This is a genomic window from Pedococcus sp. P2_E2 (genome assembly GCF_056403955.1).
This window is the reverse complement of the sequence record NZ_JBFUEM010000006.1, coordinates 445,488-466,765: the sequence shown is the minus strand read 5'-3', so window position 1 is coordinate 466,765 and position 21,278 is coordinate 445,488. Positions and strand designations below refer to the sequence as shown.

Annotated in this window: 21 protein-coding genes; 7 read left to right on the top strand and 14 right to left on the bottom strand. The window is 69.3% G+C overall.

The window, feature by feature from the left end; all coding sequences use genetic code 11:
• The 3 genes from AC1DWR_RS15445 to AC1DWR_RS15435 form a co-directional block, all read right to left on the bottom strand.
• The coding region (locus AC1DWR_RS15445; RefSeq protein ID WP_477624733.1) for a response regulator transcription factor at positions 1-229 on the bottom strand (229 nt) is incomplete at its 3' end.
• A 224-nt stretch (positions 230-453) separates the two neighbouring features.
• Positions 454-1,104, bottom strand: a complete 651-nt coding sequence (locus AC1DWR_RS15440; RefSeq protein WP_477612804.1) for a response regulator — start codon at positions 1,102-1,104, stop codon at positions 454-456.
• Complete coding sequence (locus AC1DWR_RS15435; RefSeq protein WP_477612803.1) at positions 1,101-1,733, bottom strand: sensor histidine kinase; 633 nt, start codon at positions 1,731-1,733, stop codon at positions 1,101-1,103. Before AC1DWR_RS15435 ends, AC1DWR_RS15440 begins: the two co-directional genes overlap by 4 nt.
• A gap of 232 nt (positions 1,734-1,965) precedes the next feature.
• Between AC1DWR_RS15435 and AC1DWR_RS15430 the strand changes: the two genes are divergently transcribed.
• Positions 1,966-2,838, top strand: coding sequence for an EamA family transporter (locus AC1DWR_RS15430; protein ID WP_477612802.1), 873 nt, complete (start codon positions 1,966-1,968; stop codon positions 2,836-2,838).
• Here AC1DWR_RS15430 and AC1DWR_RS15425 read toward each other — a convergent pair.
• The 10 genes from AC1DWR_RS15425 to AC1DWR_RS15380 all read right to left on the bottom strand — a co-directional run bounded on the left by AC1DWR_RS15425 (position 2,827) and on the right by AC1DWR_RS15380 (position 12,402).
• Complete coding sequence (locus AC1DWR_RS15425) at positions 2,827-3,831, bottom strand: TerC/Alx family metal homeostasis membrane protein (protein ID WP_477613417.1); 1,005 nt, start codon at positions 3,829-3,831, stop codon at positions 2,827-2,829. The genes AC1DWR_RS15430 and AC1DWR_RS15425 overlap by 12 nt on opposite strands.
• 270 nt (positions 3,832-4,101) lie before the next feature.
• A complete protein-coding gene (locus AC1DWR_RS15420) occupies positions 4,102-4,446 on the bottom strand; it encodes an MmcQ/YjbR family DNA-binding protein (RefSeq protein ID WP_477612801.1) in 345 nt (114 codons plus the stop codon).
• Positions 4,443-6,551 carry an excinuclease ABC subunit UvrB gene (uvrB, locus tag AC1DWR_RS15415; protein WP_477612800.1) on the bottom strand — a complete coding sequence of 703 codons (2,109 nt, stop codon included), beginning with the start codon at positions 6,549-6,551 and terminating at the stop codon, positions 4,443-4,445. Before uvrB ends, AC1DWR_RS15420 begins: the two co-directional genes overlap by 4 nt.
• 58 nt (positions 6,552-6,609) lie before the next feature.
• Positions 6,610-7,800 carry a dephospho-CoA kinase gene (gene coaE, locus AC1DWR_RS15410; protein WP_477612799.1) on the bottom strand — a complete coding sequence of 397 codons (1,191 nt, stop codon included), beginning with the start codon at positions 7,798-7,800 and terminating at the stop codon, positions 6,610-6,612.
• 32 nt (positions 7,801-7,832) lie between these two features.
• A complete protein-coding gene (locus AC1DWR_RS15405) occupies positions 7,833-8,189 on the bottom strand; it encodes a hypothetical protein (protein WP_477612798.1) in 357 nt (118 codons plus the stop codon).
• A 123-nt stretch (positions 8,190-8,312) separates the two neighbouring features.
• Positions 8,313-8,777 carry a PPOX class F420-dependent oxidoreductase gene (locus tag AC1DWR_RS15400; protein ID WP_477612797.1) on the bottom strand — a complete coding sequence of 155 codons (465 nt, stop codon included), beginning with the start codon at positions 8,775-8,777 and terminating at the stop codon, positions 8,313-8,315.
• A gap of 58 nt (positions 8,778-8,835) precedes the next feature.
• Complete coding sequence (locus AC1DWR_RS15395; protein WP_477612796.1) at positions 8,836-9,618, bottom strand: DUF4184 family protein; 783 nt, start codon at positions 9,616-9,618, stop codon at positions 8,836-8,838.
• Between the two features lie 128 nt (positions 9,619-9,746).
• Positions 9,747-10,361 (bottom strand): hypothetical protein, encoded by a 615-nt coding sequence (locus tag AC1DWR_RS15390; RefSeq protein WP_477624732.1) that lies wholly within the window; start codon positions 10,359-10,361, stop codon positions 9,747-9,749.
• The gene (locus tag AC1DWR_RS15385; RefSeq protein WP_477624731.1) at positions 10,330-11,664 is read right to left on the bottom strand and encodes an ATP-binding protein; all 1,335 of its coding nucleotides are present in this window, start codon (positions 11,662-11,664) and stop codon (positions 10,330-10,332) included. Before AC1DWR_RS15385 ends, AC1DWR_RS15390 begins: the two co-directional genes overlap by 32 nt.
• Positions 11,665-11,718: 54 nt before the next feature.
• Positions 11,719-12,402, bottom strand: coding sequence for a response regulator (locus AC1DWR_RS15380; RefSeq protein WP_477612793.1), 684 nt, complete (start codon positions 12,400-12,402; stop codon positions 11,719-11,721).
• A gap of 242 nt (positions 12,403-12,644) precedes the next feature.
• Between AC1DWR_RS15380 and AC1DWR_RS15375 the strand changes: the two genes are divergently transcribed.
• The 5 genes from AC1DWR_RS15375 to AC1DWR_RS15355 are packed head-to-tail and all read left to right on the top strand — an operon-like array spanning position 12,645 to position 18,617.
• Entirely contained in the window at positions 12,645-14,444 is a 1,800-nt protein-coding gene (locus AC1DWR_RS15375; RefSeq protein WP_477624730.1) for an ABC transporter substrate-binding protein, read from the top strand.
• Between the two features lie 9 nt (positions 14,445-14,453).
• A complete protein-coding gene (locus AC1DWR_RS15370; protein ID WP_477612791.1) occupies positions 14,454-15,488 on the top strand; it encodes an ABC transporter ATP-binding protein in 1,035 nt (344 codons plus the stop codon).
• Positions 15,485-16,567: an ABC transporter ATP-binding protein gene (locus AC1DWR_RS15365; protein WP_477612790.1), complete on the top strand. Its 1,083-nt coding sequence runs from the start codon at positions 15,485-15,487 to the stop codon at positions 16,565-16,567. Before AC1DWR_RS15370 ends, AC1DWR_RS15365 begins: the two co-directional genes overlap by 4 nt.
• Before the next feature lie 6 nt (positions 16,568-16,573).
• Positions 16,574-17,647, top strand: a complete 1,074-nt coding sequence (locus tag AC1DWR_RS15360) for an ABC transporter permease (RefSeq protein WP_477612789.1) — start codon at positions 16,574-16,576, stop codon at positions 17,645-17,647.
• A 10-nt stretch (positions 17,648-17,657) separates the two neighbouring features.
• A complete protein-coding gene (locus AC1DWR_RS15355) occupies positions 17,658-18,617 on the top strand; it encodes an ABC transporter permease (RefSeq protein WP_477612788.1) in 960 nt (319 codons plus the stop codon).
• A gap of 121 nt (positions 18,618-18,738) precedes the next feature.
• Here AC1DWR_RS15355 and rpsA read toward each other — a convergent pair whose 3' ends face one another.
• Positions 18,739-20,247 carry a 30S ribosomal protein S1 gene (gene rpsA, locus AC1DWR_RS15350; RefSeq protein WP_477612787.1) on the bottom strand — a complete coding sequence of 503 codons (1,509 nt, stop codon included), beginning with the start codon at positions 20,245-20,247 and terminating at the stop codon, positions 18,739-18,741.
• A 152-nt stretch (positions 20,248-20,399) separates the two neighbouring features.
• On the opposite strand from rpsA, the gene AC1DWR_RS15345 reads away from it, so the two are divergent.
• Complete coding sequence (locus tag AC1DWR_RS15345; protein WP_477612786.1) at positions 20,400-21,215, top strand: class I SAM-dependent methyltransferase; 816 nt, start codon at positions 20,400-20,402, stop codon at positions 21,213-21,215.
• The last annotated feature ends 63 nt before the right edge of the window (positions 21,216-21,278 follow it).

The following is a 21,278-nucleotide window of genomic DNA, read 5'->3' as shown; positions in this document are numbered from 1 at the left end:
GCCTGGTCACCAACGCCTCCCGGGCGACCAGGAGGCCATCCTCGCCCGCCAGGTCGAGGTCGAGCACGACCACGTCGCACTCGACCTCCTCCAGGCGCCGCAGGGCCTGGGTGACGCTGGTCGCAGAACCCTGCACCACGATGTCCGGGTAGTCCCCCAGACAGATGGCCAGGGCGTCCACGAACACCTGGTGGTCATCCACGAGCAACACGCGCACGGGGGCTGGCATGGCCCCACGGTGACGCACCGGCAGAGCGGACAAAACCGGCCCGTGCCGGAGGTCGTCCTACGTCAAAAGGGTGACCGGACTAGTCCGTTACGTCCATGCGACGCCGTCCGTTCGGACGACGTCGCCGGTTCGGACGACGCCGTCCGTCCACACGATTCCGTCCGTCCGGACGATGCCGTCGGTTCGCACGACGCCGTCCGTCGAGACGACGGCCCGGGTGACGCTCAGCGCAAGTGGGCCGGCCAGGACTCCTGGGAACCGTGCGCCGACATCAGGGCCGCCGCCTGGAGCCTCGAGTGGACCCCCAGCTTGGTGAGCAGGTTCTGGACGTGGGTGCGGGCCGTGCTGCGCTGGACGCCGAGGGACGTCGCCATCTCCTCGGTGGTCTGGCCGTCCATGATGCAACGCATGACCTGCCACTCGCGGTCGGTCAGGAACTGCAGGGCCCACAGCGGGTCGTCGGTGGACTTCGACGGGCGCAGGGCCCGCTGCAGCAGTGACGGCTCGACGGCGAGCTGGCCACGGACGGCGCGGTCCAGCATCTCGACGATCTCGACGATGGGCTTCTCCTTGCCCACGTAGCCCGACGCACCTTCGGCGATGGCCCGGCCCACGATCGAGTGGTCGGCCTCGGCCGACAGCATCACGACCTTGGTCTCGGGCGAGATCTCACGGATCACGTGGATCGCGGAGACCGAGCTCCCGCCGGGGAAGTTGACGTCGAGCAGGCACACGTCGGGACGGTGCATCGCCACGGCGCTGACCGCCTCCTCCGGCGTGCCGGCCAGGGCGACCACCTCGTGTCCGCGGGCACCCAGTGCGAGACCGAGCGCCTCAAGGAGCAGCAGGTGGTCGTCACAGACGACGATCCTCATGACGCCACCAGCCCGAGCTCGGTCTGGGCGAGGCAGATCTCACCCACCGTGCCACCACCGTCCGTCGCGTGCAGCGTGAAGGATCCGTGACAGGCGGCCACCATCGCCCTGGTGGTGGTCAGGCCCAGCGACGTGCGGGCGGTCACCTTGCCGAGGCCGGGGCCGTCGTCGGTCACCATGATGTGAGCGCCATCGCGGTCGGCGTAGGCGTCAACGTGAACGTGGCCCCCGTCGCCAGCGGCACGCACTGCATTGTCGAGCACGCAGGCCAGCGCCCGGCTCAAGGCGACCGGCCGAGCCCACGCCTCGAGCGCTCCGCTCGCATCGATCGTGATCTCGCAGCTCGCCGTGGCGCGAGCCCGGGCCACCGCCCGGGTCGCGACAGCCGCCAGGTCGGTGCTCGTGACCTCGTCGGCCGCGGCCTCACTGAGGCTCGTCTCGACCAGCTCGGCGAGCCAACGCGCCTGTCCGGCGATACCGTCCATCTTGCGACCGACGTCCCCGCCCTCGGTGCCTGCCAGGAGCAGGATCGCGGCCAACGGTTGACGCAGGTCGTGCAGCAGCGCTCGTACGGTGTCGATCTCCCCGCCAGCGACTGGGCGCTGGCGATCTTCAAGAAAAGCAGCCATGTATGTCCCTCACAACCCCGCAGACCGGAGACCAGCACCCCCTGTGAGGTCTCCTTGTGGTTCCGCGACTCGTCAACGGTATGAGTTCAAAAAGACGGGCAGCAATAGTCATTAGGGACTAGGTGACCTCGCCAATACTTGCCGGTTGCCTGCTCTGGCCGTGCAGTGCGTCCCGTGCCCTGCGACGGTCGAGTGGAGGTGCCCCCTCCTCACCTCACTAGAGTCGCCAACCATGGTGGCGACACGGACCCCGGCTCGGCCGTTGCTCCTCGTCCTCGCCGCCATCGTCTCGGTGCAGTTCGGTGGCGCGCTGGCGGCCACCCTGGTCCCCGAGATCGGTGCGGGAGGCTCGGTCACCCTCCGCCTCCTGTTCGCCACGGCCATCCTCTGGGCCATCGCGCGTCCGCGCGTCCGCGGTCACAGCCGCACTGCGTGGTCGACCGTGCTGGCGTTCGGCTTCGCCCTGGGCCTGATGAACCTCGCGTTCTACTCCTCGCTCGCGCACCTGCACATCGGGGTCGCGGTGACGGTCGAGTTCCTCGGCCCGTTGGCCCTCGCGACGGCCTTGTCGCGACGGCTGCGCGACCTCGCCGCCGTGGCCGCAGCCGCCGTCGGCGTGGTGCTCATCTCCCAAGCCCTCGACATCCCCCTCGCGGACATGGAGTGGACCGGGCTGGGGCTGGCCGCCCTCGCGGGGGCCTGCTGGGCGGCATACATCCTCGCCAGTGGTCGCGCGGGGCGGGAGTTTCCCAAGCTCGAAGGGCTTGCCCTCGCCATGGCCGTCGCACTGGTGGTCACGCTGCCGTTCGGCGTGGCGAGCGCGCCCTCCTGGTCCCCCGAGTCGGTGGCCAAGGGGCTGGGCATCGCCGTGCTGTCCTCGGTGCTGCCGTACTCGCTCGAGCTGGCCGCCCTGCGGCACCTGAGTCCGCGGGTCTTCGGCATCCTGCTCAGCCTCGAGCCGGCCGCAGCCGCCCTTGCCGGTCTGGTCGTCCTCGGACAACGGCTGACCCAGCCGCAGCTGGCCGGAATGGCGCTCGTGGTCGTGGCCAGCGCCCTGGTCATGGGCGCCGGCCAGCGCAAGGACCCTGCCGCGTCAGGAGGCTGAGAGCCGCTCCCGCTCGTCCTTGCGGGACTTGCGCAGGCTCGCGACGGTCGTGACGCCGAGGATGACGACGATCGCACCCAGCGAGACCGAGATCGGGATGTCCGGGGCGGCGGTCACGTGCTCACCTCCGTTGATGAAGGGCAGCTCGTTCTCGTGCAGCGCGTGCAGCACGAGCTTGAGCCCGATGAAGGCCAGGAGGACGGCGAGCCCCAGGCTGAGGTAGACGAGCTTCTTGAGCAGGCCACCGATGAGGAAGTACAGCTGGCGCAGGCCCATCAGGGCGAACAGGTTGGCTGTGAGGACCAGGTAGGGCTCCTTGGTCAGGCCGTAGATCGCCGGGATCGAGTCGAGTGCGAACAGCAGGTCCGTGGTGCCCAGCGCCATGATGACGATGAACATGGGGGTGGCCAGCTTCCTGCCGTCGATGCGGGTGAACAGCTTGGCGCCGGCGTACTGGTCGGTCGCCGGGAAGCGGCGCTCGACGAACTTCATGAAGCGGTTCTCCTCGTACTCGTCGTCGTCGGTCTCGCCCTCCTTGGCGAGCTTGACGGCGGTGTAGATGAGGAAGGCACCGAAGATGTAGAAGACCCAGGAGAACCGGTCGATCGCGGCCGCACCGGCGGCGATGAAGATCCCGCGCAGGACGATGGCGATGATGATGCCGATGAGCAGGGCCGACTGCTGGAGCTTCTCGGGGACGCCGAACCTGGCCATGATCAGCAGGAAGATGAACAAGTTGTCGATGGACAGCGAGTACTCGGTCAGCCAGCCCGCGTAGTACTCGGTCATGAACTTGGCGCCGGCCTGGTCGTGGGTGAACCACCACACGCCCAGCCCGAACAGCACCGCTGCGCCGATGTAGAAGACCAGCGAGACGCTGACCTCCTTCGTCGACGGCACGTGCGGGCGCCGCGCGATGATGAAGACGTCGAAGAGGAGGACGGCGGCCATCAGGCCGACGGTGAGGTACCAGACCCAGGTGGGGACTTCCATCCGGGTGGCAGTGGTGGCAACGAACGCGGTCACAGTGGGAACCTTCCGGTCACGACGAGGTGGCCGGAGGTCTCTCCCGCCCCAGACAGGTGCGGACCGGCTCCCCGGGTCGGTATGCCGCGTGGCTGCGTGAGCCGTGCGACGAGCGACCGTGATGACGAGGACACCGCGTGGGGATACTCCCCTCCGATGATCTGGAGCCAGTGTCCCAGACTCCGACCCGCAAACCCAACTCGGGACGCCGCCGTCCCATCCATCGGCTGGGCGCGGTCAGGCCTGCTGGGGCCGTCGTGACTTGGGCAGCTTGGCGACGATCGTGTCGTAGGACGCGTCGACGGCCTCACGGAGCTCGTCGTCGGCGATCGCACCACCCAGGCGCAGCGTGTTCCAGCCGGACCTGCCGATGTAGGCCATCACCGAGGCGTCGTCGGGGTACTGCAGGACCCACTCGTCGGCCTCGGTCCGGTTCGCGCCGCACTTGAGCCCGACCGACTCGTCGCCCATGAAGGCGAAGATCTTGTCGCCGACCTTGGCGACGAAGTCGCCCTCCCACGGTTGGTCCACCCACGCCCCGGGCTTGGCCAGGCAGTGCTCGCGCAGCTGGTCCGGCGTCACTTGGTGGCCTCGGACATCTGCCGCAGCTCCTTCTTCAGGTCGCCGATCTCGTCGCGCAGCCGTGCGGCCAGCTCGAAGTGCAGGTCGGCCGCTGCTTGGTGCATCTGGGTGGACAGCTCCTGGATGAGGTTGGCCAGGTCGTTGGCGGGCAGGTTGCGCAGCCGGTCGGTGGCCACACCCGCGTCGGCCTGGACCGCTCCGCGGCCTCCGCGTCCGCCGCCCTTGCCCCGCGACTGGCTGCGTCCCGAGCCGATCAGGGCCTCGGTGTCGGCGTCCTCGCGCTGGAGCAGGTCGGTGATGTCGGCGATCTTCTTGCGCAGCGGCTGGGGGTCGACGCCGGCCTCGAGGTTGTAGGCGATCTGGATCTCGCGGCGGCGCTGCGTCTCCTCGATGGCCTCCTGCATGGACGGCGTGATCTTGTCGGCGTACATGTGCACCTGACCGGACACGTTGCGCGCGGCGCGCCCGATGGTCTGGATGAGCGACCTGGCCGAGCGCAGGAATCCCTCCTTGTCGGCGTCGAGGATGCTCACCAACGACACCTCCGGCAGGTCAAGGCCCTCGCGCAGCAGGTTGATCCCGACGAGGACGTCGTACTCCCCCATCCGCAGCTCACGGAGCAGCTCGACGCGGCGCAGGGTGTCCACCTCGCTGTGCAGGTAGCGGACCCGAACCCCCTTGTCGAGGAGGTAGTCGGTGAGGTCCTCGGCCATCTTCTTGGTCAGGGTCGTCACGAGGACGCGCTCGTTGACCTTGGTGCGCTCGCCGATCTCGTGGAGCAGGTCGTCGATCTGACCCTTGGTGGGCTTGAGGATGACCTCGGGATCCACCAGGCCGGTCGGCCTGATGATCTGCTGGACGATCCCCTCGCTCTGGGCCAGCTCGTAGGGACCCGGCGTGGCGGACAGGTAGACGGTCTGGTCGATCCGGCCGAGGAACTCCTCCCAGCGCAAGGGACGGTTGTCCATGGCGGACGGGAGCCGGAAGCCGTGGTCGACGAGCTGGCGCTTGCGCGACATGTCGCCTTCGTACATCGCACCGATCTGAGGCACGGTGACGTGGGACTCGTCGATGACGAGGAGGAAGTCCTCGGGGAAGTAGTCGAGCAGGGTGTTGGGCGCCGTCCCGCGACCTCGACCGTCGATGTGCATGGAGTAGTTCTCGATGCCCGAGCACGAGCCGACCTGGCGCATCATCTCGATGTCATAGGTGGTCCGCATGCGCAGCCGCTGGGCCTCGAGCAGCTTGCCCTGCTTCTCGAACGCCGCGAGCTGGTCGGCGAGCTCGAGCTCGATGCCGCGGATCGCCCGCTCCATCCGCTCGGGCCCGGCGACGTAGTGGGTCGCCGGGAAGACGTACATCTCCTGCTCCTCGCGCATGATCTCGCCGCTCACCGGGTGGAGCGTGTAGATGCGCTCGATCTCGTCGCCGAAGAACTCGATGCGGACGGCGAGCTCCTCGTAGACGGGGATGATCTCGACGGTGTCGCCACGGACCCGGAAGGTCCCTCGGGTGAACGCCAGGTCGTTGCGGGTGTACTGCATCTGGACGAAGCGTCGCAGCAGGTCGTCGCGGTTGACCTCCTGGCCGACGCGCAGCCGGGCCATGCGGTCGACGTACTCCTGTGGTGTGCCCAGGCCGTAGATGCAGGACACCGAGGCGACGACGATGACGTCACGACGGGTCAGGAGCGAGTTCGTCGCGCTGTGCCGCAGCCGCTCGACCTCGTCGTTGATCGAGGAGTCCTTCTCGATGTAGGTGTCCGTCTGCGGGATGTAGGCCTCGGGCTGGTAGTAGTCGTAGTAGGACACGAAGTACTCGACCGCGTTGTTGGGCAGCAGCTCGCGGAACTCGTTGGCGAGCTGCGCCGCCAGCGTCTTGTTGGGGGCCATCACCAGGGTCGGCCGCTGCACCTGCTCGATCAGCCAGGCGGTCGTGGCCGACTTGCCGGTGCCGGTGGCACCGAGCAGGACGGTGTTCTTCTCCCCCGCCCTGATCCGGGTCGTGAGCTCGGCAATGGCAGTGGGCTGGTCTCCCGCGGGCGAGAACTCGGAGACGACCTCGAACGGGGCGACCGTGCGCTGCAGGTCAGTCGTGGGACGCATGCGTCCAGCGTAGGCGGACCCGCCGACAGTGCCCTGTCCGGCGGTCCCTCTCCCGCCCTCAGCCGCGTGGGGGCTCCCACCCGGTCTCGCGCGCCCAGGCCTCGACCCGCTCGTGGACGGAGTCGAACCACGGCTCCTTCGCGGCGGCATACTCGCTCGTCCCCAGACCGGTGGCGGCGAGGCGGCGCTTCTCCGCGGCATACTCCTCGCGCGCCTCGGGCACGGCACGCATCCAGTCACGGAACACCAGTGCCCACCGCCATCCCGGGCTCCCGACCTCCCGCACGTGCACGTGGGCCATGCGTCCCGGGTCGGCAGTGCCGTGGAACCGCTTGGGCCAGCTCCTGCCGTCCTTGGCGTTGTCGGCCCAGTCCCCGTCAGGACGTGGGAATCCCGCCCTGGTCAATCGGTCCACCAGGTCCGGGTCGTCGGCGTCGTCGAGCGACCGGACGCCCACCTGGAGGTCGATGACGTCCTTGGCGAGGAGACCCGGGACGGCGGTGCTGCCGATGTGGTCCATCGTCACCTGCGCATCACCGAACGCCAGCCGCAGCCGCGCGAGCAGCCGCCGTGCCTGGGTCGGCCACGTCGGATCGCTCGCTACCAGCGCGAGCCTCTCGACCCTCGCTGCGCGTATGCCGCCGCGGACGTTCTCCTCGAACGGCACCAGGCGCTCGTGCCACAGCACGTCGACCGCTGTGATCAGGTGCTCCCTGGGCCCGTCGTTGTCGAGCCAGACGTCGGCCGCCGCGCGACGCTCCTCGTCGGTGGTCTGGGCCGCGATCCGGCTGCGGGCTTCGGTCTCGGTCATCCCTCGCGTGTGCATGAGCCGCTTGACCCGGGTCTGGATGTCAGCCCCTGTGACCACCACGAGGTGGTACCCGGGCCCGTAGCCCTTCTCCACGAGCAGCGGGACGTCATGGACCACCACTGCACCCTCCGGCGCGGCGGCCACGAGCTCGGCCGTCCGGCGCGCGATCAGGGGATGGGTGATGCCCTCGAGGTCGCGTCGTGCCTGCTCGTCGGCGAACACGATGGCACCGAGGGCGGGACGGTTGAGGGCACCTGCGTCATCGAGGACACCGTCGCCGAAGCGGCCGACAATGGCCTCGAGGCCCGAGCTCTCGGGCGCGACCACCTCGCGGGCGAGGACGTCAGCATCGATGACGACCGCGCCGAGTTCCGAAAGTCGTTGTGCCACAGTGGATTTCCCCGACCCGATGCCTCCGGTGAGGCCCACGCGCAACATGTCACCCACCCTATCCGCACGGCTCCGGGCCGTCAGGCGGCGAACCACCAGTGCGGAGCGTGCGGCTCGAGCAGGGCCGGCACGACGGTGACAGCAGCGCCGCTCAGCACGGCGCAGACGCAGGCGGCGAACCAGCTGCCGCGGGGTCCGAGTGCGGTCAAGGCGTTCAGGACGGCGGTCAGCAGGAGGACGCTGGCCACGCCGACGAGGACCGCCACAATGATGTACTGAGGCATGCCGTTGCCCGGTCTGCACCAGGGCTGACGGACCAGGTCACAGGTCTGACCCAGCTTGGCGCCCGGCCAGAACCACTGCAGGAAGTAGGCACTGAGCACCCAGCTGGGCACGCTGGCGAACGCGACGACGAACTTGCCTGACCACACGAGCACAGACCGCAACCTGCCCACATCCATGGCCCAGAACGGTACTGGCCCCTCGTCAGGCTCCGCGGGCTTTTCGGGAGCTTCGTCGCGCAACCGTGACCGAGCACCTTCCGGTCCGAGCTGCGGCCCTCAGTCGGCCAAGCGGGCGGGGAAGCCTCCGGTCGCGACGGGCCCCCAGCGAGTCGGCGTGATGCGCAGGATCGACTTGTCCTGGTGGACCATGGCCTGACGGTACTCGGCCCAGTCGGGGTGCTCGCCGGAGATGTTGCGGAAGTACTCCACCAGGGGCTCGACCGAGTCGGGGGCGTCGAGCACCTCGCAGTCGCCGTCGACCTGCACCCACGCCCCACCGAAGTCGTCGGACAGCACGACGACACTCACGGCCGGGCGCTTGCGCGCGTTGGCCGTCTTGGCGCGATCGCGATAGCTGGAGATCACGATGCGTCCGCTGTCGTCGACTCCACCCGTCACGGGCGAGGCCTGGGGCCGCCCGTCCGCCCGGCTGGTGATGACCAGCATCTGGTGTCGGGGCCGGACGAAGTCCAGCAGGCCCTCTCGGTCGACCGTCGTGTTTGTGGCAATGGTGCGTCCCATGACCTGCACGCTACCCACCGTGAGACGTTGCGCCTCCCCAGTCAGGTATGCCGGGTGCTCACCTTCGTGCCGCAGCCGAGCTCACCAGCCGTTCCCCCGCCGGACGGCGCGGGCGCCGCAGCCACCAGGCCAGGCAGACCAGGAGCGACACACCGGCCGCCGCGGCGCCACCACGCGTGACGGCCCGGAACAGCGCGACCTCGACGTCGAGGCCCCTCGCGGAGAAGGCGCCACCGGCCGCCCCGAGCACCGCCACGGCCACCACGGTCGCAGCTGCCTGCCGCCTCTGGGCCGGAGACACCCAGCCGCGGTCGGCACCCGGCGTGGCAGCGACGAGCAGCCTCAGGCAGACCACGAGGAGCACGGCTCCCCCGACCAGCCCGCTGGCCAGCTGCGCCCACTGCGCCCCGAGGAGCCCGGCGTGCTCGGTGTGCAGCCAGCCGATTCGGGCCACCGCCCACCGGCCTTCATGGGTGAAGTCGTCCCAGACCAGATGCGTTGTCGCTCCGAGGACGATGCCGAGCAGCGCCCATCCCCATCGGGTCGACCTCAGCGGCTCGGGGGTCGGGAGACGAAGACCGACCACCGGCGGAAGCAGGTCTCGGACCGGCGCGAACAGCGCGCCCCGCCACAGCGTGAGGAGGGCCAGCCCGAGGACGGGGTCGGCCGTGACCAGTCCCGGCCACGAGTGCAGGAAGGCAGCCCCTCTGCCGCCGGTGAAGAACCACGGGATGTCCGGCACCATCGACCCGATGACCCACGCGGCGGGGACGACCCGGGCGGTGTGCCTGCGTCCGACGACGGGGAGCACCGCCGCCACGTGGCTCAGCGTGAACGGCATGCGGGGAACCCTAACCCCCCGGCCACTGCACCGCCGCGCCGCCGCGGGCCAGCCCACCTCGTCAGATCGCGGCGGTCGTCCGCGGTCGTCGGCAGGCGTCAGCAGGCGTCCGCGGTCGTCGGCAGGCGTCAGCCGGGCGGGTTGTAGGCGGCGTAGTCGACTCGGGTCACGGGCCGCGTGACCAGCTGTCCGCTCGGGTCGGGCATGGGCAGGGCCCTGGCCCCCTGGACCAGCTGGACGCTTGTCGCCAGGCTGTTGGCCGTCACCGTGAACACGAGCTGGGCCATGGCCAGCGACTGCTCGTGCACGGAGATGCGCTCGAACCCCGTGGGCAGCTCGATCCGTGCGACCCCGTCTTCCACGGTGCCGCGAAGCGGAGTGCTGGCCAGGGGCAGCGCGCTGCGGATCCCCGCCGCCGACATGGTCGCGGTGATGGGCGTCGCCAACCCCACGAAGGACGGCTCCAGCCCCGCGCCAGGGGGGACGGTTCGCGTCAGCCGAGCCAGGCGGTCCCCCTGCACCAGGTAGACCTGGATGGTCAGTGGGACACCCTGACGGCTCGGACCGGACGAGGATGCGGAGGCCGTGGGGGCCACAGCGGGCACCGGGGCGGACTGGGTACCGATCGAACACGCCGACAGCCCAAGGCCGCAGGTGACCATGACGGCGAAGGCGACGGCGGCACCGCGGATGACACCGCGGCATACCCCGTCACGAGGTGGCGGTCGGTAGCTCGACGACAAAGCGGGCACCTCCCCCGGGGGTCTCCTCGACGAGCACCTGACCGTCGTGCAGCGCCACGTGCCGTTGCACGATCGCCAGCCCGAGCCCGACTCCTGTGCGCTCGTTCGAGCCTCCGCGCGCGAAGCGCTCGAACACCCGCGACCGCCGCTCGGGCGCGATTCCGGGCCCGGCATCCTCGACGACCACACGCAGCCCGTGCGCCCCACGCTCGACGCGCACCCCCGTGCACCCGCCTCCATGCGTCTCCGCATTGCCGACCAGGTTGGCGACGACGCGTTCGAGGCGTCGCTTGTCGACGTCCATCGTCAGCCCGGCCACGGCTTCGTCGACCGACGTGACCTCCCGGCCTGCAGCCGCATCGGCGGCCCGGCGGACGAGGTCGCCCATCCGCACGGTCTCCCGGACCACCTGGTCGCCCGCGTCGTGCCGCGAGATCTCGAGCAGGTCGACGACCAGGGCGCGGAACCGCTCCAGCTCGTCCGCCAGCAGCTCGACCGGCTCGCGGACCGACTCGGGAAGCTGGTCCCGGCGGTTCTGGATCACCTGCATCGAGTTGAGCATGGTGGTCATGGGCGTGCGCAGCTCGTGGCTCACGTCGACGGCGAACCGCGCATCGGCGACGACGTGGCGCTGCAGGTCCTCGACGGTCTGGTTGAACGAACCGGCGAGCTCCTCGAGGTCCGGGTCGCCGTCGGCATCCAGGCGTGTGGAGAGCCGGCCCGCTGCCACGTCCGCGGCCACCCGGTTCAGCTCGGTGAGAGGGCGCAGCGCGAGCCGACTGGCGAACCGCCCCACTCCCAGCCCCATGAGGACGGTGACGATGGCCGCCGCCACGAGGCCGAGTGACAGGACGCGAGCCGTGCGCTGCATCTCACTGAGGGAGTAGACCTCGAAGTAGCTACCCCTCCCTCCCGAGAGCGGCAACCCGACCGCGAGGTGCAGGGTGCCGTCCACCCGGATGCGCTGGGTCGCACCCTGGCCGCCGCTCACCATCGTCACGAGCCCGCCGGGCAGGCTCGCCGGGCCCAGGCTGGGGGACGTCGCGTACCACCGCCCGTCCACCTGGGCGAGCACCGCGGCGGAGTCCGTCCCCGGCACTCCCTCCAGGACGGCAGGGAGGCCGGTGGCTCCGGTCGAGAGCGCGTTCTCCACCTCGCCGCGATCCAGCGCCGTCTCGACCAGTGCGGTCTGCTCGGTCTGCGACACCATGGTGCGGGTCACCAGCGTCCAGGCCAGTCCGGACAGGAGCGCAGACAGACCGAGGGCCAGCACCCCGAACCCGAGCGTGACGCGGCCACGCACCCCGACCCGTCGCGTCGCAAGCACCCGGCGCGACGTGCGCGGACCGCGCCCCACCTAACCGGCCAGCCGGTAGCCCAGGCCGCGGGCAGTCACCACGTGGCGGGGACTCGCAGGGTCGCGCTCGACCTTCGTCCTCAACCGACGAATGTGGACGTCGACGATCCGCGAGTCGCCGAAGTAGCCGTAGCCCCACACCTTGTCGAGCAGGTCCTCGCGGCTGAGGATGCGGCCCTCGGCCACGGCCAGCTCCGCGAGCAGGCGGAACTCGGTGCGGGTCAACGCGACCGGCTCGCCGTCGCGGAGCACCACGCCGTCGTCCAGCCCGATCGACAGGTCGCCCAGGACTGGACGGCGCGGGCGGTGGTCCACCGCGGGCTCCACCCGACGGAGGAGGGCACGGATCCTCGCTGAAAGCTCTTTGGCGACAAGGGGTTTCGTGACGTAGTCGTCGGCACCGGCCTCGAGCCCAGCCACGACGTCGTGGCTGTCCGAGCGGGCGGTCACCATGATCACCGGCACGTTGCTCCGGTGCCGGATCTCGCGACACACGGAGAAGCCATCCATGTCCGGGAGCATCACGTCGAGGAGCACGACGTCGGGTTCCTCGCGCGGCAGGTCGGCCAGACCCTGCTCCCCCGTCGCCGCCTCCGAGACGTGGTACCCCTCGTCCTCCAGGGCGAGGCGCAGGACGCGGCGAACTCGGGCGTCGTCCTCCACGAGCAACACGCGTCGCGTCACCTCGCCAGTATCACACCGGCTCACGAGGTCCGTCCGGAAGTCCTCTCGGACATGGCGTTCCGTCACGTAATCGTCATGAAGGGCCATGGTCCATGACGAGCCCCTTGCAGTCCCGTGACGGTCGAGTCGAAGGCCCGCCGGGCACCCTCCCGAGTGCCTAGGTTCGCAGTCGACCTGTCCGGCGCGACCGGCAGGCCATGCCCCTTCAAACCGGATCCGTCTACCCATCCGAGGAGGATGTGATGATCCCCAGGACACGTCGGCTCGCAGCGGTGGCAACCGTCTGCACTGCGAGTCTCGGACTGGCGGCCTGCGCCAACAACAACGGCACCGCGTCAGGCTCGTCCAGCTCCAGCGGCGCCGTCGCCAAGGGCGGGACGCTCAACATCCTCGGCGCCGGCGACGTCGACTACATGGATCCCAACATCAGCTACTACTCGGCCGGCTACATGGCGCTCAGGCTGTGGAGCCGGCAGCTGTTCACCTACCCGGCCATCGAGGGTCAGGTCACCAAGGCGGCACCCGACCTGGCCACCGCCCTCCCCACCGAGGGCAAAGGCATCAGTGCCGACGGCAAGACCTACACGATCAGCATCCGCCAGGGCGCCAAGTGGAACACCACCCCGGCCCGTCAGGTGACGGCGCAGGACATGGTGCGCGGGGTGAAGCGCACCTGCAACCCGGTGCAGCCCTTCGGCGGCCTGCCCGACTACGCCGACCTCATCGTCGGCTTCCAGTCGTTCTGCGACGGGTTCGCGAAGGTGGGCAAGACGCCCGCTGCCCTCGCGGCATACGTCGACAAGACCCCGGTGGCGGGCGTGACCGCGAAGGACGACGAGACCGTCGTGTTCACCCTCACCCACCCGGCGAGCTACTTCGTCGACATGCTGACCCTTCCTGCGTTCTCCCCGGCCCCCAAGGAGTGGGACGCCTACCTGCCCGCGAGCCCGGAGCTGGCCGCCCACACGATCTCCGACGGGCCGTACAAGATCGACTCCTACACGGCCACGAAGAACATCACGTTCAGCCGCAACACGGCGTGGGACGCGGCCTCCGACCCGATCCGCAAGGCATACGTCGACAAGATCGTGATCAACGAGACCRTCAGCCAGGACTCGATCCAGCAGCAGCTGCAGACCGGCACCCCCAGCGCGGACCTCGAGTTCGACGCGTTCGTCCCGCCGTCCCAGCTGCCCGCTCTCATCGCCAAGAAGGACCCGAACCTCAACCTCGGCGAGGGCTCGTCCAGCAACCCGTACCTGGTCTTCAACACGGTGTCGCCGAACAACAACAAGGCGCTCCAGAAGAAGGAGGTCCGGCAGGCGCTGTCCTACGGGCTGAACCGGGCCAACATCATCCAGGTGCTCGGTGGGCCCAAGATCGCCCCTCCGCTGACCCACGTGCTCCCGTCCAACATCGTCGGAGGTGAGCAGGACTTCGACCTCTACCCCACCGATCCGGCCAAGGCGAAGTCGATGCTGGCCCAGGCCGGCTACCCCAACGGGCTCACCATCAAGATGCTCTACCGCAACGCGTCCGAGGGGCAGAGCAAGTCGTTCCAGACCGTGCAGCAGGACCTGTCCAAGATCGGCGTGAAGGTCGTCGGCGTCCCCTCGCCGAACGCGGACTTCTACACCAAGTACCTCCAGGTGCCGACGGTCGCGCAACGCGGCGTGTGGGACATCGCCCCCTCTGGTTGGGGCGCGGACTGGTACGGCAACGCGGCCCTGTCGTTCTTCAAGCCGCTCTACTTCGGTCAGGCCGCCTACCCGCCGATCGGCAGCAACTTCGGGTTCTACAACAGCCCGGCGACCAACGCCCTCATCGTGCAGGCGTCCAACGCCAAGACCGAGCAGGAGGCCAAGGAGCTGTGGGCCAAGGCCGACCACCAGGTCATGGAGGACGCGGTGTTCTTCCCCATCACCAACTCCCTGAACCCCAACTACCGGGCGAGCCAGGTGCAGAACGCCGTCTACATCCCGGCCTTCCAGAACTTCGACCCTGCGAACGTCTGGCTGACCGCAGGCAAGCAGGGCGGGTAGGCAAACACCATGGCACTGTTGGAGGTTCGTGACCTGAAGGTCGCCTTCACCACCGCCGACGGTGTCGTCCAGGCCGTGCGCGGACTCTCCTTCGACGTCGAACGTGGCAGCACGCTCGCCATCGTCGGAGAGTCCGGCTCGGGCAAGAGCGTCGCGACGCAGACCATCGCCGGACTGACCCGCGGCGCCCAGGTCAGCGGGTCGGCGCGGTTCGACGGCATCGACCTGATCGGCGCCGACCCGGAGGTGCTCCGCCGGGTCCGCGGCGACCAGATCGGCATGATCTTCCAGGACCCGCTCTCGAGCCTGCACCCCTACTACACCGTGGGATGGCAGATCGTGGAGATGATCCGCGCGCATCGTCAGGTCTCCAAGTCGGCGGCCCAGCAACGCGCGGCCGAGCTGCTGACCCTCGTCGGAATCCCCCGTGCCTCCAGTCGGATCCACGACTACCCACACCAGTTCTCCGGCGGGATGCGCCAGCGCGTCATGATCGCCATGGCGATGGCCCTCGACCCTGCGCTGCTCATCGCCGACGAGCCGACCACCGCCCTGGACGTGACCGTCCAGGCTCAGGTGCTCGACGTGATGCGCAGTCTCCAGGAGCGCTTTGGAACGGCGATCATCCTGATCACCCACGACCTCGGCGTGGTCGCCGAGATGGCCGACGAGGTCGTGGTGATGTATGCCGGGTCGGTCATGGAGCGCGCGCCGCGGCGGACGTTGTTCTACCGGAACCACCACCCCTACACCGAGGGCCTCCTCGCGTCGCTGCCGTCACAGGGCGGTCCCGGGGCCAGGCTCACCCCCATCTCGGGGGCACCTCCCTCGCTCATCGGACTCCCTGCGGGGTGCCCCTTCGCCCCCCGCTGCCGCTATGCGTTCGAGCGGTGCTGGGGCGCCACCCCACCGCTCGACACGGTTCACGACGATCCCCTGCACCAGTCGGCGTGCTGGCTGCCGGACGACGCCCAGGGGCGCCGTACCAGCCGACCCCTCGACACCGGTGGTGTCTCGCCCGCTCCGACGGGGGCCCGGCCATGAGGTCCGAGGTGCTCCTTCGGGCCCAGGACGTGACGAAGTCCTTCCCGGTCCGATCGGCGGGCTGGCGGCGGCAGCACGACGTGGTGCAGGCGGTCGCGGGCGTCACCCTGGACGTGCGGCGCGGGGAGACCCTCGGACTCGTCGGTGAGACCGGGTGCGGCAAGTCGACGCTGGCCCGGTGCCTGGCTCGGCTCTACGACCTGACCTCGGGCTCCGTCCTGTTCGAGGACCGCGACATCACCTCGCTCTCGGGACGGGAGATGCGCCCGCTGCGCCAGGACATCCAGATGATCTTCCAGGACCCCTACGGCTCGTTGAACCCTCGCCGTCGCGTCGGGTCGATCATCGGTGACCCGTTCGTCATCCATGGGATCGGGTCTGCCGACGAGCGCAAGCGCAACGTGCAAGAGCTCATGGAGCGCGTCGGGCTCAACCCTGAGCACTACAACCGGTTCCCGGCCGAGTTCTCCGGTGGGCAACGCCAGCGCATCGGAGTGGCGAGGGCGCTTGCCCTGCGGCCCAAGCTGGTGATCTGCGACGAGCCGGTGTCGGCTCTCGACGTGTCGATCCAGGCGCAGATCATCAACCTGCTGATCGACCTCCAGGACGACTTCGGCCTCACCTACGTCTTCATCTCGCACGACCTGTCCGTGATCAGGCACGTGAGCGACCGGATCGCCGTGATGCACTTGGGCAAGATCGCCGAGCTCGCCCCCGCGGAGCAGCTGTTCAACCGCACCCGCCATCCCTACACCCGCTCGCTCCTGTCGGCCCTGCCGCACGCCGACCCCGACGTGGCGGACAGTCGCGAACGCATCGTGCTGGTCGGGGACCTGCCCACTCCGACGAACCCGCCCTCGGGCTGTCGGTTCCACACCCGTTGCCCCAAGGCTCGCGAGGACTGCGCCGTCACCGACCCTCCGCTGGTTCCGGTGCTCGGTGACGGCACCGCGCACCAGACGGCGTGCCTGCACCCGCTGGAGGTCGGCGAGGACCTCTCACTCGCCACCCCCCGCGTCGAGGACACCGAGATCGACACGTCGTCGCACCATCGGGTCGCACCATCCACAGGAGGCTGAGTCGGCATGAGCGACATGAAGGGCACGGCGGCGGTCGGACGTCCCTCCCCTGAGGCCTCCGGTCCTGCCGCCGTGGGTTCCGCCGCCTTCGATCCTGACGCCCTCGGCAGCGGCTCCGGCCGTCCCGCCCGTGGGCCCGGCGACGGCAGCGCAGGCGACCCCGGCGCGGGCCAAGCCCGGGGCGTCGGGAGCATCCAGGGCCGCACTCCGTGGCAGCTCGCCTGGCAGCGCCTGCGGAGAGACCGGGTGGCGATGATCTCGTTGGTCGTCATCGTGGTCATCGTGCTGATGGCGTTCCTCGCGCCGCTGGCCGCGATGATCACCGGGCACCCCGTCAACGAGCAGTACCGCACCACCGGCCTCACGCCGGAGGGCCTCCCGCGGGGGCCGTCCAGCGAGTTCTGGCTCGGCACCGACGACCTCGGCAGGGACATCCTCGTGCGGATCGCCTACGGCTCGCGCATTTCGCTGCTCGTCGGTGTCGCATCGACGGCGCTGACCGTGGTCATCGGCGTGGTCATCGGGCTTGCGGCAGGGTTCCTCGGGGGAATCGTGGACACGGTCCTGGCTCGACTGATCGACGTCGTCCTGTCGGTGCCCTTCCTGCTCGTCGCCATCGCCCTGGTGTCCATCACCGGTCCCAGCCTGATCGTCACCGTCCTGGTCATCGGGTTCTTCAGCTGGGCGTCGGTCGCCCGCATCGTGCGGGGACAGGTGCTGTCGATGCGCGAACGCGAGTTCGTCGAGGCGGCCCGGTCGCTCGGCGCCTCCAACTCGCGGATCATGTTCGTCGACATCCTTCCGAACGTCCTTGCCCCCGTGATCGTCTACGCCTCTCTGCTGATCCCGGTGGTGATCGTCGTCGAGGCGACGCTGTCGTTCCTGGGTCTCGGGCTGGCGCCACCGACTGCCGACTGGGGCGGGATGATCAGCGAGGCCCAGAACTACTACACGACCTCATGGTGGTTCGTGGTCTTCCCGGGCGCCGCCCTGCTGGTCACCACCCTCGCCTTCAACCTGCTGGGCGACGGGATCCGGGACGCCTTCGACCCGCGCGCTGCCCGGCTCATGGCGAAGTGAGGAGACGGTCATGCTGCGCTTCCTGATCCGACGGCTGGTCCTCGGCGTGCTCGTCCTGTGGCTGATCACGGTCGCAGTCTTCGGCCTCTTCTTCGTCGCGCCCAACAACGTGGCGCGCACCCTCGCCGGTCGCCAGGCCACGCCTGAGACGGTTGCCGCGATCTCCCACCGGCTCGGTCTGGACCAACCGCTCTGGAAGCAGTACCTGGACTTCGTGGGCAACGCCGTGCGGGGGGACCTCGGCTACGACTACTACCACCAGGTCCCGGTGACCACGATCCTCGGGGCCGCGCTGCCGATCACGATCTCGCTGGTGCTGGGGGCGGCCCTCATCTGGCTCGGCCTCGGCGTCTTCAACGGCGTCATCTCCGCCACCCACCCGCGGTCGTTCACCGACCGCTCCCTGACGGCCATGAGCCTGTTCTTCTACTCGACCCCGACGTTCCTGCTCGGCATCCTGCTGCTCTACCTCCTGTACTTCCGGCTCACCCTGGCCGGGCACACGGCCTTCCCGGCCGGTGGCTACTCGCCGCTCGCCCTGGGTCTCGGCGGCTGGGCCCAGCACCTGGTCCTGCCGTGGTTCACGCTGGCGCTGGTCTCCGCCGCCACCTACACCCGGCTCACCCGCGCCTCGATGTTGGACGTGCTGGGCGAGGACTACATCCGGACCGCGCGGTCCAAGGGCATCCGCGAACGCCGGGTCGTGCTGCGGCACGGCCTGCGAGCCGCGCTCACGCCCATCGTCACCCAGTTCGGGATCGACGTCGGCTCCCTGCTTGGCGGCGTGGTGGTCACCGAGACGGTGTTCAGCCTGCCCGGGCTCGGCAAGACGGCGATCGACGCCATCAACCAGCAGGACCTGCCGGTCATCATCGGGATCGTCCTCTTCGCAGCGGCGGCCGTCGTCGTGGCCAACATCCTGGTCGACCTCGCGTATGCCGTGCTGGACCCCCGCGTCCGCCTCCACTGAGGGGTCTCCGCACACCGGGAACGCCGAGAGGCCCGGCCCCCCTTCAGGGGACCGGGCCTCTCGTTCAGCCAACAGGCCGTGCCGGCCACGCGGCATACCGAAGTGTGCCGCGTGGAACGGATCAGTTGCCGGTGAGCTTCTCGCGCAGTGCGGCGAGGGCCTCGTCAGAGGCCAGGGTGCCCTCGGACTCCGGGGCGGCCGGGCGGCTGCTGGCGCTGCCCGTGTCGCTGTCGGACGACGAGGACGAACCCGAGTCGCTCGAGTAGGACGTCCCACTGCCAGCGTTGGCGGCAGCCTCGGCGTCGGCCTTGGTGGCCTCCTCGACCTGGGTCTTGTGGGCCTCCCAGCGGGTGTGGGCCTCGGCGTACTGCTTCTCCCACTTCTCACGCTGGGTGTCGAAGCCCTCGAGCCACTCGTTCGTCTCCGGGTCGAAGCCCTCCGGGTACTTGTAGTTGCCCGCCTCGTCGTACTCCGCGGCCATGCCGTAGAGGGTCGGGTCGAACTCGGCGACGGGCGCGCTGTCGTCGTTGGCCTGCTTGAGGCTCAACGAGATCCGGCGACGCTCGAGGTCGATGTCGATGACCTTGACGAAGATGTCGGAACCGACCGTGACGACCTGCTCCGGCAGCTCCACGTGGCGCTCGGCCAGCTCGGAGATGTGGACCAGGCCCTCGATGCCGTCGTCCACGCGGACGAACGCACCGAACGGGACCAGCTTGGTGACCTTGCCCGGGACGACCTGACCGATCGCGTGGGTGCGGGCGAAGTGCTGCCACGGGTCTTCCTGCGTCGCCTTGAGCGACAGGGAGACACGCTCGCGGTCCATGTCGACGTCGAGGACCTCGACGGTGACCTCCTGGCCGACCTCGACAACCTCGGACGGGTGGTCGATGTGCTTCCAGGACAGCTCGGAAACGTGGACGAGACCGTCGACGCCGCCGAGGTCCACGAAGGCACCGAAGTTGACGATGGAGGACACGACGCCGGAGCGGACCTGCCCCTTCTGGAGCTCCTTGAGGAACGTGGTGCGCACCTCGGACTGCGTCTGCTCGAGCCACGCACGGCGCGACAGGACCACGTTGTTGCGGTTCTTGTCGAGCTCGATGATCTTGGCCTCGATCTCCTTGCCCACGTAGGGCTGGAGGTCGCGGACGCGACGCATCTCGACGAGGGACGCGGGCAGGAAGCCGCGCAGGCCGATGTCGAGGATGAGTCCACCCTTGACGACCTCGATGACGGTGCCGGTGACGACGCCGTCCTCTTCCTTGATCTTCTCGATCGTGCCCCAGGCGCGCTCGTACTGCGCACGCTTCTTGGACAGGATCAGCCGACCCTCCTTGTCCTCCTTCTGGAGAACCAGGGCCTCGACCTCGTCGCCGACCTTGACGACCTCAGAGGGGTCGACGTCGTGCTTGATCGAGAGCTCGCGGGAGGGGATGACACCCTCGGTCTTGTAGCCGATGTCGAGCAGGACCTCGTCCCGGTCGACCTTGACGATGACACCCTCGACGATGTCTCCGTCATTGAAATCCTTGATCGTCGCGTCGATCGCGGCGAGCAGTTCTTCCTCGGTGCCGATGTCGTTGATGGCAACCTGAGGGGCGGTCTTTTCGACCGTGCTGGCAGTCATGTAGTAGGAACTCCGATGGTGGACAGTGAATAGAAGGTGGTTGTTGTGCTCACGCTCAGCGGGCCACCGGACGGCGGCACGACGAAGCGCGCACACGGAAGTGCGCCTCCACCTTACCGACGGTGTCCGTGCAGGGTCAAAACGCGAGGGGTATGCCGGTGAGTGAGTATGCGCAGGTGAGCCGTCGGGAGGCGGGGGCCGAGGAAACCGCCGCGGCCAACCGGTCGTGGTGGGACGCCGAGGCCGGCGAGTACTACGCCGAGCACGGCACGTTCCTCGGCGACGCGGACTTCGTGTGGGGCCCCGAGGGCTGGCGCGAGGACGAGCTGGGCCTGCTGGGCGACGTGGCGGGTCGGCGGGTGCTCGAGATCGGCGCCGGCGCGGGGCAGTGCGCCCGCTGGGTGGCCGCGGCCGGCGGCCGGGTGGTGGCCACCGACCTGTCAGCGGGGATGGTCCGACAGGGGCTCGACCTCAACCGGACGGTGACTCCGCCTGCGCAGCCGGTGCCGTTCGCTCAGTGCGACGCCGTGGCCCTGCCGTTCGGCGAGGCCACCTTCGACATCGTCTTCACGGCCTACGGAGCGGTGCCCTTCGTCGCCGACACGGCGCGGCTGATGCGCGAGGTGGCGCGGGTGCTGCGCCCCGGCGGTCGGTTCGTGTTCTCCACGACCCATCCGTTCCGGTGGGCCTTTCCCGACGACCCCGGTTCGCCGGGCCTCACCCTGACCCAGTCCTACTTCGACCGAACCCCGTACGTGGAGGCCGACCCCGACGGTGAGGCGACCTACGTCGAGCACCATCGGACCCTGGGCGACCGGGTGCGCGAGCTGGTGGCCGCCGGTCTGGTCCTCGTCGACCTCGTCGAGCCGGAGTGGCCGGAGCGCAATGACCAGACCTGGGGCGGCTGGTCGCCGTTGCGTGGCCGCGTCTTCCCGGGGACGGCGATCTTCGTCTGCACACGAATGTGAAGGCAGGAGCGGGCACACGACCCGCGCAGGCCGGCACACGAAACGCAAGGCAGGCACCGCGAA

What these genes read in the sequence shown, in the direction of transcription:
- AC1DWR_RS15425 (WP_477613417.1), bottom strand. Translation starts at nt 3,831, where the DNA reads ATGGAAGTCCCCACCTGGGTCTGGTACCTCACCGTCGGCCTGATGGCC.
- AC1DWR_RS15365 (WP_477612790.1), top strand. Translation starts at nt 15,485, where the DNA reads ATGAGGTCCGAGGTGCTCCTTCGGGCCCAGGACGTGACGAAGTCCTTC.
- AC1DWR_RS15370 (WP_477612791.1), top strand. Translation starts at nt 14,454, where the DNA reads ATGGCACTGTTGGAGGTTCGTGACCTGAAGGTCGCCTTCACCACCGCC.
- AC1DWR_RS15400 (WP_477612797.1), bottom strand. Translation starts at nt 8,777, where the DNA reads ATGGGACGCACCATTGCCACAAACACGACGGTCGACCGAGAGGGCCTG.
- AC1DWR_RS15345 (WP_477612786.1), top strand. Translation starts at nt 20,400, where the DNA reads ATGCCGGTGAGTGAGTATGCGCAGGTGAGCCGTCGGGAGGCGGGGGCC.
- AC1DWR_RS15440 (WP_477612804.1), bottom strand. Translation starts at nt 1,104, where the DNA reads ATGAGGATCGTCGTCTGTGACGACCACCTGCTGCTCCTTGAGGCGCTC.
- AC1DWR_RS15395 (WP_477612796.1), bottom strand. Translation starts at nt 9,618, where the DNA reads ATGCCGTTCACGCTGAGCCACGTGGCGGCGGTGCTCCCCGTCGTCGGA.
- coaE (WP_477612799.1), bottom strand. Translation starts at nt 7,800, where the DNA reads ATGTTGCGCGTGGGCCTCACCGGAGGCATCGGGTCGGGGAAATCCACT.
- AC1DWR_RS15435 (WP_477612803.1), bottom strand. Translation starts at nt 1,733, where the DNA reads ATGGCTGCTTTTCTTGAAGATCGCCAGCGCCCAGTCGCTGGCGGGGAG.
- AC1DWR_RS15430 (WP_477612802.1), top strand. Translation starts at nt 1,966, where the DNA reads ATGGTGGCGACACGGACCCCGGCTCGGCCGTTGCTCCTCGTCCTCGCC.
- uvrB (WP_477612800.1), bottom strand. Translation starts at nt 6,551, where the DNA reads ATGCGTCCCACGACTGACCTGCAGCGCACGGTCGCCCCGTTCGAGGTC.
- AC1DWR_RS15355 (WP_477612788.1), top strand. Translation starts at nt 17,658, where the DNA reads ATGCTGCGCTTCCTGATCCGACGGCTGGTCCTCGGCGTGCTCGTCCTG.
- AC1DWR_RS15360 (WP_477612789.1), top strand. Translation starts at nt 16,574, where the DNA reads ATGAGCGACATGAAGGGCACGGCGGCGGTCGGACGTCCCTCCCCTGAG.
- rpsA (WP_477612787.1), bottom strand. Translation starts at nt 20,247, where the DNA reads ATGACTGCCAGCACGGTCGAAAAGACCGCCCCTCAGGTTGCCATCAAC.